The organism is Klenkia terrae (assembly GCF_037083865.1).
Taxonomy (GTDB): Bacteria; Actinomycetota; Actinomycetes; order Mycobacteriales; family Geodermatophilaceae; genus Klenkia; species Klenkia terrae.
Genome location: NZ_JBAPLV010000018.1, coordinates 36,007 through 49,961, shown reverse-complemented (window position 1 = coordinate 49,961; position 13,955 = coordinate 36,007). Strand labels below are relative to the sequence as shown.

Here is a 13,955-nt window from a genome sequence, read left to right as displayed (position 1 = left end):
ATGAAGATCGGCATCGTCGGGGCCGGGTTCGCCGGCCTGTCCTCCGCCAAGGTCCTCCGCCAGCTCGGCCACGAGGTGGTGGTCTGGGAGAAGGCGCCCGACCTGGGCGGGGTGTGGAGCGGGACCCGCCGCTACCCCGGGCTCAAGACCCAGAACGACAAGGGCACCTACGCCCTGTCGGACCTCACGATGCCCGTGGACTACCCGGAGTGGCCCTCGGGCGCCCAGGTGCAGGCCTACCTGCAGACCTACGCGGAGAAGTTCGACCTGGTCCGGCACGTGCAGCTGGGCACCGAGGTGGTGCAGGCCCGCCCGTCCGACGGCGGCGGGTGGGACGTCGAGACCGCCGAGAGCACCACGCACGTGGACCACCTGGTGCTGGCCAGCGGGATCTTCTCCCGGCCCTTCGTGCCGCCGATCGAGAACCTCGACCTGTTCGAGAAGCTGGGCGGCGAGGTGCTGGCGGCCAGCGAGTGGCACAGCCACGAGCAGGTCCGCGGCAAGGACGTCGTCGTGCTCGGCTACGGCAAGAGCGCCTGCGACATCACCGTGGAGATCGCCTCGGTGGCGGCCTCGACCACCGTCGTGGCCCGCGAGCTGCTGTGGAAGATGCCGCGCAAGGTGGCCAACGCGGTCAACTACAAGTTCTTCATGCTCACGCGGATGGGCGAGGGCCTGTTCCGCTACCGGTCCACCACCGGTCCGGAGAAGCTGCTGCACGCCAGGAACTCGGCGATGGCCAACTCGATGCTGGGCAGCGTGGAGAAGGTGACCACCGGCCAGCTCAAGCTCACCGACCTCGGCCTGGTGCCGCTGGGCCAGTTCTCCGACATCGCCCGGTCGACGGTCTCGCTGGCCACCGAGGGCTTCTTCGAGGGCGTCGCCGAGGGCCGGATCGCCGTCAAGCGCGACACCGTCGTCGCCCGGTTCGTGGAGCAGGACGGGAAGGCGCTCGCCGAGCTCTCCACCGGGGAGCTGGTGCCCGCCGACGTCGTCGTCGCCGCCACCGGCTGGACCCAGGACCTGCCCTTCCTGCCCGAGGACGTCGTCGACCGGCTCACCGACGACAAGGGGGACTTCCTGCTGCACCGGCAGATCCACCCGATCGACGTCGCCGACCTCAGCTTCGCCGGGTACAACTCGTCGTTCTTCTCCCCGTTGTCGGCGGAGGTCTCGGCGATCTGGATCGGCTCGCTGCTGGGCGGCAACCACGAGCTGCCCAGCCGGGACGAGATGCACCGGCAGCGGCGCGAGACCCTGGACTGGATGCGCGAGCGCACCCACGGCGCGCACGCCCGCGGCACCAACATCATCCCGTTCTCGGTGAAGAACATCGACGAGGTGCTCTCCGACGTCGGCATCGGCGTCGGCCCGCTCACCCGGGCCAAGCAGTGGCTGCTGCCGATCGACCCGGGCGACTACGCGCACGTCACGCCCACCCTGGCGAAGCGGCTGCAGGGGTCGCCGGCATGAGCGACCGGTTCGACGCCGTCGTCGTCGGCGCGGGGATCAACGGCATGGTGGCCGCCGCCGAGCTGGCCGGCGCCGGCTGGCGGGTGGCGCTGGTGGACGAGCACGACCGGATCGGCGGCTTCATCGCGTCGGACGAGCTGACCCTGCCCGGGTACACCCACGACACGTTCAGCTCGTGGCACCCGCTGTTCATGGCCGGCGGCGCCTACGCCGCGCTCGGGGCGGACCTGCACCGGCACGGCCTGGTCTACCGGAACGCCGAGGGCCCGGTGACCGCCTCGGTGTCCGAGCGGGGTGCCGTCGTCGCCGACCGCGACCCCGCCGCCACCGCGGCCACGTTCGAGCACCCGGAGGACGCCGCGGCCTACGCCGCGATGCTCACCCAGCTCGAGCGCTGGTCCCCGCACGTGTTCGGCGCGCTGGGCTCCCGGCTGGGCGGCACCGACGCCGCCCGGCTGGGCCTGGGTGCGCTGCGCGGGCTGGGCCGGGCCGAGGTCGTCGAGCTGGTGCGGGTGGCCGGCCAGTCCGGCCGCGGCCTGGTGCGCGAGCGGTTCGCCGGCCACGAGGTCGACCAGCTGTGGGCGCCGTGGCTGCTGCACGCCGGGCTGGCCCCCGACCAGGCCACCGGCGGGCTGATGCTGCCGGTGATGGCCTTCACCATGCACGCCGTCGGGCTGCCGGTCGTCGAGGGCGGTGCCGGCCGGTTCACCGAGGCCTTCGGCCGGCTGCTCGCCGAGCGCGGCGTCGAGGTCGTGCTGGGGGCGCCGGCCGAGCGGATCGAGGTGCAGGACGGGCTCGCCGTCGCCGTGCACGTCGGTGGCCGGCGGCTGTCGGCGACCAAGGCCGTGCTCGCCTCCACGGCGACCGGCCGGCTGTACGGGGACCTGCTGCGGCCCGAGGACGTGGACGACGGCGGGCGGCAGGCCGTGGTCCGGCACCGTCCGGGCCGGGCCGCCGCCCAGCTGCACCTCGCCCTGGACCGGCCGCTGAGCTGGGCCGACAGCCGGCTGGACGCCGTCCCGCTGGTGCACGTGAGCAACGGGTCCGACAGCACCGGGGTGGCGTGCGCGCAGGCCGAGGCCGGGTTGCTGCCCGCCGAGCCCACGGTGGTGGTCGGCCAGCAGACGGTGCTGGACCCCACCCGCGCCCCCGCGGGCGGCGCGACGCTGTGGCTGCAGCTGCAGGAGCTGCCCTGGGCGCCGACCGGGGACGCGGCCGGCGAGATCGACACGACCGGTGGCTGGACCCCCGAGGTGGCCGACGCCTACGCCGACCGCGTGCTGGCCCGGGTGGAGCGGTACGCGCCTGGGCTGGGCGACCGGGTGGTGGGCCGGCACATCATCTCCCCGGCCGGGCTCAGCGCGGCCAACGCCAACGCCGTCCAGGGCGACCCGTACGGCGGGGCGGCCGAGCTGGACCAGTCGCTGCTGTGGCGGCCGGGCACCGGCACCGGGCACCGCACCGGGGTGGCCCGGCTGTTCCACATCGGCGCCTTCACCCACCCGGGCCCCGGCCTGGGCGGCGGCTCCGGCCACATCGTGGCGCAGGGCCTGCTCCGGCCCCCGGCTGCCCAGCGCCTGGCCGCAGCCGTGCGGTCGAAGCTGGCCGCCGTCCGCAGCTGACCCCTCCGGCGCCGGGGCAAGGGATCCCTTCCGCAACGTTCCACGTGAATCCGTTGCGGAGGGATCCCTTGCCCGCGCCGGGATGGGGCGCCCTACCCACCCCCCGCTGGGGCAAAGGAACCTCTGCATCCCCTTCCGAGCTCACGAGGGGGTGCAGAGGTTCCTCTGCCGCGGTGCGAGAGGGGGAGCCTCAGCCGACCTCGGGGCGGAGGCCCTTCTTGGCCAGGCGCGGCATGACCTCCTGCGCGAAGTACTCCAGCTCGCCGGCGTAGTCGACGAAGGCCATCGTGATGCCGCCGAAGCCGGCCTTGGCGAACCGCTCGATCTCGTCGGCGACGTCGTCCGGCGAGCCGATCACCGGGCAGGTGCCGTGCCCGGCGGCGAACCGGCCGCGGAAGGTCTCCAGCATCTCCGCGCTGAAGGACTGCGCGTGCAGGCCCTGCAGCCGCATCAGGTTGTCCACGGCGTCCCAGTCGGCCTTCTCGTCGGCGTAGTGGTGCAGGTACTCCTCCGCCTCGGTGCGGGTCGGCCGGCAGACCACGTGGGTCGGGGTCATGACGCCGGCCCGGCGGCCCTGCGCGGCGGAGTCCGCGGTGAGCTGCTCGACGACGCCGGCGCCGTCCTCGGGACCGCCGACGATGGTGAACACGAAGTCGGCGTTGCGGGCGGCGTAGGCCCGGCCCTGCGTGCTGGACCCGGCGTTGAGGATCGGGATCCGGCCGGCGACCGGCTTGGGCAGCGCCTCGACGCCGGTGAGGTCCCAGAACCGGCCCGGCAGGTCGAACCGGCCCTCCCGGCTCCACAGCTCGGTGACCACGTCGATCCACTCCTGGGCCAGCGCATAGCGGGAGTCGTGGTCGGTGGGCAGGTCCACGCCCATGGCCTCGTACTCGGGCTGGTTCCAGCCGGCGACGACGTTGAGCCCGACCCGGCCGGGGGCGACCTGGTCCACGGTGGCCAGCTGCTTGGCGGTGACCACCGGGTGGTTGAACGCGGTGTGCACGGTGGCGAAGGCGGTCAGCCGCTCGGTGCTGGCCACGATCGCGGTCGCCCACGGCACCGGCTCGAGCACGCCCTCGTGGAAGTTGGTCTCGCCGCCGTAGCCGATCCAGCGGGCGATCGGCAGCATGAAGTCGATGCCCACCCGGTCGGCGATCCGGGCCAGCCGGAGGTTGTCCTCCCACGAGCCCGACCAGCGCTCGGGCACGGTGGTGACGGCCAGGCCGCCGCTGCAGTTGGACGAGAACAGGCCGAGGCGGAAGTGGTCCGCCTCGAGGATCGGGGTGCTCACGGTGGCTCTCCTCGGATCGGGGTGCCGGCGATCATGCGGGCGCGGGTGCACCGGTCGCCATCCACCCGCGGCGCCGGCTGTCCAGGAAGCGAGGTGTTCCGTTCTGCGGACGTTCGTCGCACACTCGTGAGGACGACGACGCGGCGAGGAGGTCCCGGTGGCCCGCACGGCGACACCCCTGGCCTCCCACGGCGTCCTGCGCACGACCAGCGTGGACGCCGCCCGCGCCTCGGTCTCGGACTCCCTGGCTCCGCACCGGCTGACCCCGGTGGGCCGCGGCGAGGGCTTCCGGGCGCTGCACAACGCGGTGGACCTCGACGGCCTGAGCCTGCACTTCATCGACTACGCCACCGAGGTGGAGGTCGCCGTCGACGGCCTGGACTTCCAGCTGGTGCAGATCCCGCTGGCCGGGCGCACCACGATCGGCGGTGTGGTCGCCGTCCCCGGCACGGCGGCGGTGACCCCGGTGGGTCGGTCGCTGCGGATGCACTACTCGGCCGGCAACCCGCGGCTGATGGTCCGGGTCGCCGTCCCGCTGCTGCGCGACCGGGCGGCCGTCGCGCGGGCCACCTGCCCGGCCGGCGGCACCACCCTGGACCTGACCCGGGGCGCCGGCCGCTGCTGGCGCGGGCTGGTCGACCTGCTGCTGGTGGACCTGGAGCGGCCCGACGGCCTGGCCGCACACCCGGCCGCGGCGGCGTCGCTGCGGCTGGCGCTGGTCGACGGCCTGGTCGCCGGGCTCGCCGACCCGGGCCCGGAGCCGGCCACCCCGGCGGAGTCCGTGGTGCGTCGCGCGGCCCGGCTGCTGGAGGAGCACTGCGCCGAGCCGCTGGGCACCCCGGACGTCGCCGAGGCGGTGCACCTGAGCGTGTGGGCGCTGCAGGCCGGGTTCCGCGCGCACCTGGGCTGCACGCCGACGGCCTACCTGCGCCGGGTCCGGCTGGAGCGGGTGCGGGAGTCGTTGAGCGACGGCAGCGCCGCCAGCGTCACCGACGCCGCGCTGCGCTGGGGCGTGCCGCACCTGGGCCGGCTGGCCGGGGACTACCGGGCGGCCTTCGGGGAGAGCCCGAGCGACACCCTGCGCCGGTCTCGGTAACCGATCCTCTTGGGCTCAGCGTGTCGTCGCGCAAGACCGGCGTCAGGCGTTCAAAATTACCCTATGTTCACAATCATTGAACGGTGTGCGAAGTGAACACCGACGATCTGCTGGACGCGCTACCTCGGGTTCTTGACGAACTCGGGGCTCGGGTCGAGCTAGGGGTGACGCACCACCACGACCGGCTCGAGGATGCCCGGATCCGGGTCTCCGTGCCCGGGGTGGGAGCACGGTCGTACGTTTTGGAGGTCAAGCGTCGTCTTACGCCGGGCCTGGCGACCACCGTGCGGAGCAATCACGAGCTGCCGCTCATGGTGGTGGCCCCGTACATCTCTGACGCGGTCGGCGCGGTGCTTCGCGGGATGGCAGTGGACTACGTGGACATGGTCGGGAACGGCTGCCTGCGGTGGCCGGGGGTGTACATCGACGTGCGGGGGAAGCGCCCTGCAAAGAACTCCGTCCAGTCCGGGCCCGAGCGCGGGGACCGGGCCTTCACGCGGGCGGGTCTGCAGGTCCTCTTCGTCCTGCTGACCCAGCCCGCTGCGGCCTCGACAAAGCTTCGACAGCTGGCCGAGGCATCGGGTACGTCGCTCGGGACGGCGCAGGGCGTCGTCGGCGAGCTAGAACAGACGGGCGCCCTGGTTCCGACGTCGACGGGGCGACGTCTGCACCGACCGGGGCAGCTGTACGACAGGTGGGTCGAGGCGTATGCCACGCGACTGTCGCCGAGCCTGTACCTCAGGTCCTTCAGAGCCGACCGGCTCGACTGGTGGCGGGCAGCCCGGTCGGAGGATCCGGACCTCGTCGTCGGCGGTGAGGCAGCGGCCGCAGCCCTGGACACGATGCTCCGTCCTGAGTCCGTGACCTTCTATGTCACCCGCACCCCCACCCAGCTGGTTCGGCAGCACCGGCTCGTCCCGGTGCCCAGGAAGGAGGCGAACGTCCACCTCAAACGGCGATTCTGGGACGAACAGGTCGTCCGGGGAAGCAAGGGGCTTGCCCCCACAACGTTGGTGTTTGCCGACCTCGTGACCTCCGGTGAGCCACGCCTGCGCGAGCACGCCGAGCGACTGAGGAGGGCAGATGCTCGACTTCTCGAACTCGACGGATCCTGATGTCGTCGGAATGGCGGTCGCCCTCGGAACCCTCGGGGCCCGAGCTGAGGAGGTCGGACTGGAACCCATGCTCGTAGGGGCAAGCGCACGGACGCTGTGGTCGATTGCCCTGACCGAGGGCCTGCCGTCCCGGGCGACCCAGGACGTCGACGTCGCCGTGGCGGTCAGCAGCTGGGACCAACTCCGCACGCTGACCTCGCTCCTGACCCCGGAGGGAAACGTGGAGCACCGCTTCGTGGTCGAGGGCGTGCCGGTGGACGTCGTGCCCTTCGGTGAGGTCGAGGCCGAAGACCGGACCATCCGATGGGCGGACGACCACGTGATGAACGTGCTCGGTCTCCGCGAAGCACTGGATGTGCGGGTACCGGTGCTCCTGCCCGGAGGAGTCCGGACCTCTGTCCCGTCCGTCCCGGCCCTTGCTTCGCTGAAGGTGATCGCATGGCTCGATCGCCGCCTCGACACCACCAGGGACGCCGTCGATCTGGCGATCATCATGGGCTGGTGGGGAACAGGACCGCTGCTCGACGAGGTCTACGCAGCTGAGCACGAAGAGGTGCTGGCCGACTGCGACTTCGACCCGTCCCGGGCGGGAGCTGCACTGCTGGGCGCCGGTATGGCCGACGTCCTGGGTCCGGATGGCGCGGCCGCAGTGCTCGGAAGGCTGGACGACGACTCAGCCTCTCGGTGGGCGGCCGATGCCGGGTGGTCGAACCCGGTGTGGCGGCAGCGCTTCTCCGACCTGGTCGCTGCCCTCGGTGGCCGGTCCGGGAGCACCACCGGCTCATCGCACAAGCTCCGCTCCTAGCTCACTGGCCGACGAGCAGTCCGGCCAGCGCGCCGGTCGCGCTGAGGTCGGGGCCGGGCACGGCGCAAACCGGCTGCCGGCTGCGCATCGCGGATAGATCCGGGACGGCGACCGGCCTAGCGTCGCACGCCACGGCAGCTGTGACCTGCCTCATGCGACCGGAAGGACGACCCTCCCCGTGACCGTCATCGACGCACTCCTGGCCTCCCTGGACTCCGGCGAGGTCGAGATCATCGACCTCACCGCCCCGCTCTCCCCGGAGACGCCGGTGCTGCAGCTCCCGGCGCCGTTCGCCAACACGATCCCGCTGTCGCTGGAGAAGGTCAGCGACTTCGACGACGACGGCCCGTTCTGGGGCTGGAACAACATCCACACCGGCGAGCACACCGGCACCCACGTCGACGCCCCCGCGCACTGGGCCACCGGCCGGGACGGCGCCACCGTCGACGTCATCCCGCCGCGCCGGCTGGTCGGCCCGGCCGTCGTCCTGGACTTCACCGAGCAGGCCTCGGCCGACCCGGACTTCCTCCTCGAGCCCGAGCACCTGGACGCCTACGTCGCCGAGCACGGCCCGCTGCCCGAGGGCGCCTGGCTGCTGTTCCGCACCGGCTGGAGCCGGTTCGGCCACGACGCCGCCGCCTTCGCCAACGCCGACGATGCCGGCCCGCACACCCCCGGCGTCTCCGCCGCGGGCGCGCAGTGGCTGGCCGCCTCGCCGATCACCGGCTACGGCGTGGAGACCGTCGGCATCGACGCCGGCCAGGCCGGCGGCCTCGAGCCGCCGTTCCCGGTGCACCACTTCCTGCTCGGCGCCGACAAGTACGGCCTGACCCAGCTGCAGAACCTGGACAAGCTGCCGCGCACCGGCGCGCTGCTGGTCGTCTCGCCGCTGCCCGTCGTCGGCGGCACCGGCTCGCCCGCCCGGGCGTTCGCCGTCGTCCCCGCCTGACCCACCCCGAAGAGCACGACCCCCAGCTCGAGAGGAGCACCGACCATGGCCGAACGCTCGTTCGCCCACGAGGTGACCAAGCTGCGCGACGGCGCGGGCACCACGTTCTCCGGCGAGGGCATCCTCGCGGTGACCAAGGCGCTGCTGCAGTCCGGCGTGGCCTACGTCGGTGGCTACCAGGGCGCCCCCATCTCGCACCTCATGGACGTCCTCGGTGACTCCCACGAGATCCTCGAGGAGCTGGGGGTCTACTTCGAGAACAGCGCGTCGGAGGCCACCGCCGCGGCGATGCTCGCCGCCTCGGTCAACTACCCGCTGCGCGGTGCGATCACCTTCAAGTCCACGGTGGGCACCAACGTGGCCGCCGACGCGCTGGCCAACCTCTCCAGCGGCGGGGTGACCGGCGGTGCGCTGGTCATCGTCGGTGAGGACTACGGCGAGGGCTCGAGCATCATGCAGGAGCGCTCGCACGCCTTCGCGATGAAGTCGCAGATGTGGCTGCTGGACCCGCGGCCCAACATCGGCGCGATCGTGGACGCCGTCGAGGCCGGCTTCGAGCTGTCGGAGGCCAGCTCCACGCCGGTGATGCTGCAGCTGCGGCTGCGCTCGTGCCACCTCTACGGCAGCTTCGAGGCCAAGGACAACGTGCGGCCCCCGATGACGGTGACCGACGCGATCGAGAACCCGAAGCGGCAGCTGGACCGGATCGTGCTGCCGCCGGCGAGCTTCCTGCACGAGAAGGAGAAGATCGAGGACCGCTGGCCGGCCGCGGTCGAGTTCATCAAGGCCCGCGGGCTCAACGAGGTCCTCGGCGCGGACACCGCCGACGTCGGGATCATCGTGCAGGGCGGGGTCTACAACACCCTGAACCGCTCCATGGAGCTGCTGGGCTGCTCGGACGCGTTCGGCAACACCCAGGTGCCGGTCTACGTGATGAACGTGACCTACCCGGTGGTGGACTCCGAGATCGTCGACTTCTGCGCGGGCAAGCGCGCCGTCCTGCTGGTCGAGGAGGGGCAGCCCGACTACATCGAGCAGAACCTGAACACGATCCTGCGCCGGGCCGGGTCGCCGGTCGCGCTGCACGGCAAGGACCTGCTGCCGGTGGCGGGGGAGTACACCACCGCCGCGGTCACCCGCGGGGTCGACGCCTTCCTCACGAAGTACCTCCCCGAGGTCAAGAAGACCGAGCCGGCGCTGCTCAAGCCGGCCGAGGACCCCGGCAGCCCGTTCGCGCCCCGGGTCGACCCGCAGGTGGTCAAGGCCCGCCCACCGGGTCTGTGCACCGGGTGCCCCGAGCGGCCGATCTTCTCCGCGCTCAAGCTCGCGGAGAAGGAGATCGGCAAGGAGCACCACGTCAGCGCCGACATCGGCTGCCACCTGTTCGCCATCAACGAGCCGTTCAACCTGGGCGCCACGACGATGGGCTACGGCCTGGGCTCGGCCGGGGCCGCGGCGCTGAACAGCAAGGACGCCGACCGCCGCACGATCGCGGTGATGGGCGACGGCGGGTTCTGGCACAACGGGCTGACCAGCGGCGTGGGCAATGCCGTGTTCAACAACAACGACCAGCTGCTGCTGGTGGTGGACAACGCCTACAGCGCGGCCACGGGCGGGCAGGACGTGCTGTCGTCCAAGGCCGACAACGCGCTGCGCTCGACCAAGCACCCCATCGAGAAGGCCGTCCGCGGCATCGGCGTGGAGTGGGTCCGCTCGGTCACCGACACCTACCGGATCGGCGAGCTGCGCGACCTGCTGGTCGAGGCGCTGACCACCAAGGAGCGCGGGCCCAAGGTCGTCGTCGCCACCTCGGAGTGCCAGCTCAACAAGGACCGCCGGGAGAAGCCGCTGCGCGCCAAGGCGGTGAAGGAGGGCAAGCGGGTCGTGAAGGAACGGTTCGGCGTCGACGCCGAGACCTGCACCGGTGACCACGCCTGCATCCGCGTCTCGGGCTGCCCGTCGCTGACCATCAAGGCCAACCCCGACCCCATGCGCCAGGACCCGGTGGCCACCGTCATCGACTCCTGCGTCGGCTGCGGGGTCTGCGGGGCCAACGCGCACGCGGCCTCGCTGTGCCCGTCGTTCTACCGGACCGACCTGGTGCACAACCCCACCCGCAAGGACCGCGTGCTCGCCCGGGCCCGGAAGACCTGGACCAGCGCGCTGTCCACCGGCGTGGAGAAGCGCGCCTCCCGGTACGAGGCGGTGACCGCGTGACCAGCTGGACCGAGGGACGCCGGCCGATCACCATCGCGATCCTCGCCATGGGTGGCGAGGGCGGCGGCGTGCTGGCCGACTGGATCGTCGCCGTCGGCCAGGGCGCCGGCTTCTTCGCCCAGACCACCTCGGTGGCCGGGGTCGCCCAGCGCACCGGCGCCACCGTCTACTACGTCGAGCTCTACCCGGCCGGCGAGGGCGGCGGCGTCCGTGCGGAGCCGGTGCTGAGCCTCTTCCCGACCCCGGGCGAGGTCGACGTGGTCATCGCCTCGGAGCTGATGGAGGCCGGCCGCGCGGTGCAGCGCGGGTTCACCACCCCGGACCGGACGACGCTGATCGCCTCGACCAACCGGGTCTACTCGATGGACGAGAAGCTCGCCCTGGGCGACGGCCGGGTCGACAGCGCGGGCCTGCTCGACGCCGCGCGCCTGGGCTCGAAGCGGCTGGTCGCGGCCGACTTCAACGCCCTCGCCCGCCAGGCCGGCAGCGTCATCAGCGCCTCGCTGTTCGGCGCGCTGGCCGGCTGCGGCGTCGTCCCGGTCGAGCGGTCCCGGTTCGAGGACGCCATCCGGGCCGCCGGCAAGGGCGTGGAGGCCTCGCTGCGGGCCTTCGCCGCCGGCTACGACGCCGCGCAGGAGCCGGTGCCGACCCCCGCACCGGCACCCGCACCCGGCCCCGGGGCGGTGCCGATCACCCTGCTGACCCGCCGCCCGGTCGACCCCGAGGAGGCGGCGGCGCAGAGCGAGGAGCAGCGCCGGCGCGAGGTCGCGGAGTCCGACCCCGAGAGCCTGGTCGGCCCGGCCCTGCGGGGCCGGGTGCAGCGCGTCGTCGCCGACTTCCCGGCCTCCGCGCGGGACATGCTGCTGCAGGGCATCGTCCGGACGGCGGTCTACCAGGACACCGCCTACACCGACCGCTACCTCGACCGGGTCGCCCGCGTGGTGCCGCTGGACCCCGAGGACGCCGCCGGGCTGGTCACCGAGACCGCGCGGCACGCGGCGCTGTGGATGACCTACCAGGACACCATCCACGTCGCGCACCAGAAGATCCGCCGCCGCCGGCTGGCCGGGGTCCGCGCCGAGGCCGGGGCCGAGGACGACACCCAGCTGGTGGACGTGAAGGAGTACCTGCACCCGCAGGTCGAGGAGATCACCGACACCCTGCCCACCGCGCTGGGCCGCCGGCTGGCCGCCTCGAAGGGGTTCGCGAAGGTCGTCGGCAAGGTGACCCGCGACGGCATCGTGGTCAACACCACCGGCATCGTCGGCTACTCGATGCTGTGGACCATGGCGCACGGCCGGCCGCTGCGGCCCCGGTCGCTGCGCTTCGGCCGCGAGCAGGAGGCGATCGACGCCTGGCTGGACCACGCGGTGCGGCTCGGCGCCACCGACCCCGCGCTCGCCCGCGAGGTCGTGGAGTGCCAGCGGGTGCTCAAGGGCTACGGCGCCACCCACGAGCACGGCCGGGAGAGCTTCGCGCTCCTCATGGAGGCCGTCGACGCGTTCACCGGGTCCGACGACGACGCCGCTCGGCTGGCCCGGCTGCGCACCGCAGCCCTGGCCGACGAGGACGGCGCCACGCTCCGCGCGGCGCTCGGGCAGCGGGCGGTCGCCGCCGTACGTTCCGTGGGGTGAGGCAGGGGCTGACGGCGCCGGTCACCGCCGGCGTCGTCTCGGCCCTGGTCGGGTTCACCAGCTCGTTCGTCGTCCTGCTCACCGGCCTGTCCGCCGTCGGGGCGACCCCGGCGCAGGCGGCCGGCGGGCTGCTGGCGGCCAGCGTCGCGATGGGCGTCGCCTGCGTCGTGCTGTCGGTGACCACCCGGCTGCCGATCGCCGCGGCCTGGTCCACCCCCGGCGCGGCGCTGCTGGTGACCACCGGCGGGGTGGCCGGGGGCTGGCCCGCCGCGGTCGGGGCCTTCCTGGTCACCGGCGTGCTCGTCGTGCTGACCGGCCTGGTGCCGCAGCTGGGTGCGCTGGTCGCCCGGATCCCGGCGTCGCTGGCGCAGGCGATGCTGGCCGGGGTGCTGCTGCAGATCTGCCTGCAGGTGCTCACCGGCCTGCAGCGGTCGCCGGTCGCGGTGGGCGTGGTGGTCGCCGTCTGGCTGCTGGGTCTGCGGCTCGCCCCGCGCTGGGCCGTGCCGCTGGCGTTCGGGGCCGCCGCGGTGGTCACCGTGGTCGCCGCGACGGGCGCGGCGGGGCAGCTGGCGCCGGGGCTGGAGCTGACCACGCCGACGTTCACCTGGCAGGCGCTGACCGGCATCGCGCTGCCGCTGTACCTGGTCACGATGGCCTCGCAGAACGTCGCCGGGGTCGCCGTGCTGGCCGGCCTGGGCTACCGGGTGCCGTGGCGCCGGGCGATGCTGGTGACCGGGGTCGCGACCGTCGTCGCCGCGCCGGCCGGGGCGCACGCGGTGAACCTGGCCGCGATCAGCGCGGCCCTGACCGCCGGGCCGGAGGCGGGGGAGGACCGGTCACGGCGGTGGATCGCCAGCTCCACGGCCGGCGTCGTCCTCGTGGTCCTCGGGCTCGGCTCCACGGCGGTGGCCGCCCTGGTCGGGCTGGCCCCGGCCGGGGTGGTCGCCGCGGTGGCCGGGCTCGCGCTGCTGGGCACCCTGGCCGCCTCGACCCAGGCGGCGCTGGCCGACCCGGCCGACCGGGTCCCGGCGATCGCCGCGCTGGTCACGGCGGCGTCCGGGGTAGCCTTCCTCGGCATCAGCTCCGCGTTCTGGGCGCTGGTCGCCGGTCTGCTGGTCCGCGCCGTGGTGGGGCGGGGTCGGGGCTGACGTCTTCCGCAGGAACCGCCCGGCCGCCATGCTCGACCCGTGGCCCGACTCCTCTACTCCGCCATCTGCTCCCTGGACGGGTTCGTCGCCGACGAGGCCGGCGACTTCGGCTTCGCCTTCCCCGACCCCGAGGTGCTGGCCGCGGTCAACGAGGACACCGCGCAGGTCGGCACCTTCCTGCACGGGCGCCGGATGTACGAGCTGATGCAGGGCTGGGAGACCGACCCGTCGTGGGCCGAGGGCGACCAGGGGTCGGCCGACTTCGCGGCGCACTGGCAGCGGGCGGAGAAGGTCGTCGTCTCCACCACGCTGACCGACGTGGTGACCCGCCGGACCCGGCTGGTGCGGTCCTTCGACCCGGTGGAGGTCGCCGCGCTGGTGCGGGACGCCGAGCAGGACGTCACCGTGGACGGGCCGACCCTGGCCGCGCACGCCTTCCGGGCCGGCCTGGTCGACGAGGTGCACCTGCTGATCGCCCCGGCGAACGTGGGCCGCGGGCTCAAGGCGCTGCCCGACGACGTCCCCCTCGCCCTGGACCTGCTGCGCGACCCGCGCCGGTTCGCCGGCGGCTTCCTCGGCCTGCGCTACGCGGTCCGCCGCTGAGC

General features: G+C 73.4%; 11 protein-coding genes. 10 read left to right on the top strand and 1 reads right to left on the bottom strand.

Features of this window, described 5'->3' with window-relative positions; genetic code table 11:
• Nucleotides 1-1,473, top strand: coding sequence for a flavin-containing monooxygenase (locus UXQ13_RS16090; protein WP_225233883.1), 1,473 nt, complete (start codon nucleotides 1-3; stop codon nucleotides 1,471-1,473).
• Nucleotides 1,470-3,095, top strand: a complete 1,626-nt coding sequence (locus UXQ13_RS16085) for a phytoene desaturase family protein (protein ID WP_225233884.1) — start codon at nucleotides 1,470-1,472, stop codon at nucleotides 3,093-3,095. The genes UXQ13_RS16090 and UXQ13_RS16085 overlap by 4 nt, the downstream gene beginning before the upstream one ends.
• A gap of 190 nt (nucleotides 3,096-3,285) precedes the next feature.
• Here UXQ13_RS16085 and UXQ13_RS16080 read toward each other — a convergent pair whose 3' ends face one another.
• Nucleotides 3,286-4,386, bottom strand: a complete 1,101-nt coding sequence (locus UXQ13_RS16080; RefSeq protein WP_225233885.1) for an LLM class flavin-dependent oxidoreductase — start codon at nucleotides 4,384-4,386, stop codon at nucleotides 3,286-3,288.
• Between the two features lie 157 nt (nucleotides 4,387-4,543).
• On the opposite strand from UXQ13_RS16080, the gene UXQ13_RS16075 reads away from it, so the two are divergent.
• The 8 genes from UXQ13_RS16075 (at nucleotide 4,544) to UXQ13_RS16040 (ending at nucleotide 13,953) form a co-directional block, all read left to right on the top strand.
• Nucleotides 4,544-5,482 (top strand): AraC family transcriptional regulator, encoded by a 939-nt coding sequence (locus UXQ13_RS16075; RefSeq protein ID WP_225233886.1) that lies wholly within the window; start codon nucleotides 4,544-4,546, stop codon nucleotides 5,480-5,482.
• Nucleotides 5,483-5,574: 92 nt separating this feature from the next.
• Complete coding sequence (locus UXQ13_RS16070; protein ID WP_225233887.1) at nucleotides 5,575-6,597, top strand: type IV toxin-antitoxin system AbiEi family antitoxin; 1,023 nt, start codon at nucleotides 5,575-5,577, stop codon at nucleotides 6,595-6,597.
• Nucleotides 6,566-7,402, top strand: coding sequence for a nucleotidyl transferase AbiEii/AbiGii toxin family protein (locus tag UXQ13_RS16065; protein WP_225233888.1), 837 nt, complete (start codon nucleotides 6,566-6,568; stop codon nucleotides 7,400-7,402). Before UXQ13_RS16070 ends, UXQ13_RS16065 begins: the two co-directional genes overlap by 32 nt.
• A 178-nt stretch (nucleotides 7,403-7,580) precedes the next feature.
• Nucleotides 7,581-8,351, top strand: coding sequence for a cyclase family protein (locus UXQ13_RS16060; protein ID WP_336392540.1), 771 nt, complete (start codon nucleotides 7,581-7,583; stop codon nucleotides 8,349-8,351).
• Nucleotides 8,352-8,396: 45 nt separating this feature from the next.
• Entirely contained in the window at nucleotides 8,397-10,568 is a 2,172-nt protein-coding gene (locus tag UXQ13_RS16055) for a thiamine pyrophosphate-dependent enzyme (protein ID WP_225233890.1), read from the top strand.
• On the top strand, nucleotides 10,565-12,202 hold the full coding sequence (locus tag UXQ13_RS16050) for an indolepyruvate oxidoreductase subunit beta family protein (protein WP_225233891.1): 1,638 nt from the start codon (nucleotides 10,565-10,567) through the stop codon (nucleotides 12,200-12,202). Before UXQ13_RS16055 ends, UXQ13_RS16050 begins: the two co-directional genes overlap by 4 nt.
• Nucleotides 12,199-13,350, top strand: a complete 1,152-nt coding sequence (locus UXQ13_RS16045; RefSeq protein ID WP_225233892.1) for a benzoate/H(+) symporter BenE family transporter — start codon at nucleotides 12,199-12,201, stop codon at nucleotides 13,348-13,350. The genes UXQ13_RS16050 and UXQ13_RS16045 overlap by 4 nt, the downstream gene beginning before the upstream one ends.
• A 39-nt stretch (nucleotides 13,351-13,389) precedes the next feature.
• Nucleotides 13,390-13,953 carry a dihydrofolate reductase family protein gene (locus UXQ13_RS16040; RefSeq protein WP_336392539.1) on the top strand — a complete coding sequence of 188 codons (564 nt, stop codon included), beginning with the start codon at nucleotides 13,390-13,392 and terminating at the stop codon, nucleotides 13,951-13,953.
• The last annotated feature ends 2 nt before the right edge of the window (nucleotides 13,954-13,955 follow it).